Source organism: Altericroceibacterium xinjiangense (assembly GCF_003958635.1).
Classification (GTDB): Bacteria; Pseudomonadota; Alphaproteobacteria; order Sphingomonadales; family Sphingomonadaceae; genus Altericroceibacterium_A; species Altericroceibacterium_A xinjiangense.
The window spans coordinates 1-4,052 of the sequence record NZ_RSEK01000047.1; the positions used below are offsets into that span (position 1 = coordinate 1).

Annotated in this window: 2 protein-coding genes and 1 pseudogene; all 3 read right to left on the reverse strand. The window is 65.6% G+C overall.

Annotated elements, in window-relative coordinates; all coding sequences use genetic code 11:
• Window positions 1–277 precede the first annotated feature (277 nt).
• Complete coding sequence (locus ELY13_RS14680) at window positions 278–2,446, reverse strand: hypothetical protein (RefSeq protein WP_126174626.1); 2,169 nt, start codon at window positions 2,444–2,446, stop codon at window positions 278–280.
• A 72-nt stretch (window positions 2,447–2,518) separates the two neighbouring features.
• Window positions 2,519–3,298 carry an IS21-like element helper ATPase IstB gene (istB, locus tag ELY13_RS14685; protein WP_126174627.1) on the reverse strand — a complete coding sequence of 260 codons (780 nt, stop codon included), beginning with the start codon at window positions 3,296–3,298 and terminating at the stop codon, window positions 2,519–2,521.
• Window positions 3,288–3,974 (reverse strand): annotated as a pseudogene (locus ELY13_RS14690) (Mu transposase domain-containing protein); the annotation flags it as partial. The gene istB and the pseudogene ELY13_RS14690, both read right to left, overlap by 11 nt.
• Window positions 3,975–4,052: the final 78 nt, after the last annotated feature.

A 4,052-nucleotide genomic window follows, 5' to 3' on the forward strand; every position in this document is an offset into this window, starting at 1 on the left:
CATGACCGCTCCTTGAAAAGCAGTCTTGAATCAGAACGAGGCGGGATTGAGAATCCCTTTTGTCAACACGGCCTAGGCTCCGAACCTCAGAAAGCCGACGTTGCCGAGCGCAGCGCGACGATGGGCTCGGATTGGCCCGATAGCCGACCGGCAGCTAGTGGACGGCCTTTATTTTGCGCTACCTTTAGATTGCGCTTTCTATTCATCGCGGGGCTAATCAAAGCCATCGCCTCGCTTGTGCCCACTGGCAGCGTCGCGTAGCGGCGAAGGGTGAAACTCATTGGCCGGCGTCCGCGCCGTCCGCCGCGGCCACTCGCAGGTCGCGGAATGCCGGGCTGACCTGCAACGCTGCGCTTCGCCGGTCCCCCTGGTCGACGAGGGTGTCGAGGATGCCGAGCAGCTTCTGCCCGAGGGCGAGCGGCAGCGGCGACGAGCGGTCCGCGATGTCCTGAACCCTCGAGGCGATCCTGGCCGCGATCATCGTGCCGCGCCAGCGCGCCCCCGGGTCAGCCCTCGCCGATAGCGCGGCGACGACGGCGTCGGCGAACGCGTCCGCGGGGAAGTGCTCGCGAGCGCGCTCGGCCAGGGTCAAGAAGTCCTCCATGACTGTCGGGGCCCAGCCGGCGCTGCGGACGAACCGGTTCACGGTAGGAAGTATCAGATCGATGTCGGACCAGTCGCCGTTGGAGAACCGGTGGGCGAGCGCGGCCTTCTCCACTCCGACGAACATCAGCCATCGCGCCAGCTGCGGCATCGAGAAGCCGTGCAGCTCGCCAGCGCGGTATGCGGTCCGACTGAAGGTCGGTGCGGCCAGAAGCCGGTTGAGCGAACGCTCGAGGACGAGAGGCGTGATCGGCGCGACATCCGCGCTGTCCAAGACGTGCTGGCAGATGAACATCGTTACGAGCGGCGTGAGCAGGTCAAAGCAGGCTTCCTCCTCCTCGACAGCGCAGATCGGCGTGATGAAGCCCGCTTCGGCCCGCTTGGGCTCTATGAGACCGACGACCACCCCGAGCACGTCGAGCCGGTGCGTCCACTCCATCACGTCGGCCCTGTCTACGTCACGCACGCGCGAGGCCCAAGCCGGCGCCCGCCGCTCGATCGTCCAGGCGAGCATCGCCTCGCAGAACGAGACGAAGGGCGCCTCGAAGCCAGCGGCCAGGATGGCCCGCGCCGGCTGCTTGGCCAGTATCTCGCCCGCGCGGTCCGACCGCCACCACCCGTCCGCGGCCCGCCAGTGTGTCGGCGCCGACACTCCCTCATCGTCCGCATCGGGCAGCCGATCCACGCGGCGGGGGTCCTCTGCCGCCGTGGCCGTCCACGGTGGGGGCGGGATCGGTAGCGGGGCGGCGTCGAGATCGAGCTTGGCCAGAGCTGCGTTGAGCTTGCGCTGCCGTGCCTCGGCGCCAGCGTTGGGATCGTGCATCGAGTTTGGACCAATGTCGCCGGGCGCGAAAATGCATAGGTCGAGCGCGAGCCCGAGGCCGACCCAGCACACCCGCGGTGCCACGTCCCACAGGAAGGCGAGCATCGCGGAGGTCGCCAGCCCGACGTTGTCGAGTGGATGGGTCAGCGTGGCGAGCAGGTCGGCCGCGTGCCGTTTGGAAGCGGGATCGCGGCGGAGGTCGGCGGCCGCGGCGCGCGCCACGAAGATGACGTGATGCCAGCTTACGATGCCGACCGAGGACCAGAGCGGCCCTCCCTCCTCGGGACAGTCGGCAGCACACGCCAGCACCTCCCGCGCCCATCCGGAATTAGGACTGGTCGGTGCGAACGCGGCGACGACGGCCGCTGCCCCTGCCACCGCGCCCCGTCGAATGGAGACCTGGTCGTCGTCCGCGGTCGACTGGAAGAGCGAGCCGTCGTCGAGGGAGCGGGCGCTGGCGACGCCTTGCTCTATTGTCATCGCGTCCGCGACACGATGTTCCTCGAACGACTTCTCAGCCCAGTGGAACAGGGCGAAGGCCCGCAGGTGTTGCTGACCTTCCTCCAGCCGCTCTCGGACGCCCGGCTCCTCAAGGATCGGGTTCACCATGACGATCGCCTGCTGGTCGGGCATGTCTGGCACGTCCACCAATCGGTAGTGGGCGAGGTCCCCCCAGGCGGCGTGGGTCCTCGCCTGCTCCGCTGCGTGTTCCCGCGCGCCGGGGTGGTTGCGCTCCTCCTCCAGCTCGAAATCAGGCGCGTCTGCGAACGCCGTGATCGCGTCGCGGACCCGGTGCGCGTCCGCAGCGTCCCCCTGCAGGATATGGAGGGTCGCTAGGCTTCGAATCTCCTCCGAGCGGACGGGCAGTGTGTTGAGTGCCTCGACGGCCATCGCATCCTTGCGATGGTGCTCCTGCCAGAACCCGATCTGGCTCGACGACCGAACGCTCGCTTCTTGGGCGTAGCGCTGGATGTCGGCCCGCCAGAGGCGCTGGGTGGTGACGAGGGTGTTGATTTCCACTGAGATGTGACCCGGAGTTTCCATCGAGAACTGACCCGGGTGGATGGTATGTCCCGCGGTGCGGGCAATGGGTCAAGCGGGTGATTTTTCCTTTCTGGATTTGGGTGCCGCAGAGCTGGCGCGGAACCTGAAGCTGTCATTGCCGGTCTCGAGGATGTGGCAATGATGAGTGAGGCGATCGAGCAGCGCGGTCGTCATCTTGGCATCGCCGAACACGCCCGCCCACTCGCTGAAGCTCAGATTGGTGGTGATGATGACGCTGGTGCGCTCGTAGAGCTTGGAAAGCAGGTGGAAGAGGAGTGCGCCGCCTGACGGGCTGAACGGCAGGTAGCCCAGTTCGTCGAGGATGATGAGATCGAGGCGCAGCAGGCGTTCGGCCAGTTGGCCCGCCTTGTTCATCGCTTTTTCCTGCTCCAGCGCGTTGACTAGGTCGACCGTGGCGAAGAAGCGGACTTTCTTGCGATGATGCTCGACAGCCTGCACGCCGAGGGCTGTGGCGATGTGGGTCTTGCCGGTACCAGGTCCACCGATCAGCACCACGTTGTGGGCACCCTCGATGAACTCGCCGCGATGCAGCTGGCGGACCAGGGCTTCATTGACCTCGCTGACAGCGAAGTCGAACCCGGCGAGATCCTTGTAGGCCGGGAACCTGGCTGCCTTGAGCTGGTAGGCAATGGACCTGACCTCGCGTTCGGCAACTTCGGCCTTGAGCAGCCCTGACAGGATCGGAACTGCAGCATCGAAGGCGGGCGCCCTTTGTTCGATGAGATCGCTGACGGCCTGGGCCATGCCATACATTTTGAGGCCGCGCAGCATGACCACGACGGCAGCACTGGCGGGATCATGACGCACGGGCCGCCTCCTTCCCGCGAAGCGCGTCATAGCGCTCGACGTTGGCCCTGGGCTCGCGGTGCAGCCTCAGCGCCTGTGGCGCGTCAATCCTAGGGGGATTGTCTGTCTTGCCGTCAATCAGCCGATGCAGGACGTTAAGGACGTGGGTCTTGGTCGCAACGCCGGCTTCAAGCGCCAGTTCGACCGCACAAAGCACGGCCTGCTCGTCATGGTGCAGGACCAGCGAGAGGATTTCCACCATCTCCCGGTCGCCGCCGGGGCGCTTCAGAAGCTGGTCTTGCAGTTGCCGGAACGCTGTCGGCATCTCGGTAAAGGGCGCACCGTTGCGCAAAGCACCGGGCTTGCGCTGGATTACCGCAAGATAGTGCCGCCAGTCATAGATCGTCCGTCCCGGCTGATCATGGGATCGTTCGATCACCCGCCCATGCTCGCACAGGATCTGCCCTTCGGCAGCGATGACGATGCGTTCGGGATAAACCCGCAGACTCACAGGCCGGTTGGCAAAGGAAGCGGGCACGCTGTAGCGGTTACGCTCGAAGGATATCAGGCAAGTCGGCGATACCCGCTTGGTGTGTTCCACGAAGCCGTCGAAGGGGCGCCCCATGGGCATGAGGCTGGCGACCTCGGCCGCATGAACATCGGCGATGGTGCCGGGCAGAATGCCGTGCTGGATCTGGAGGGACTGTCAGGAATTTCGTGTGTGGCGGGCATAATGGGTAGGAAGAAGGAGTCCCACTATGTCACGACGCAAAGA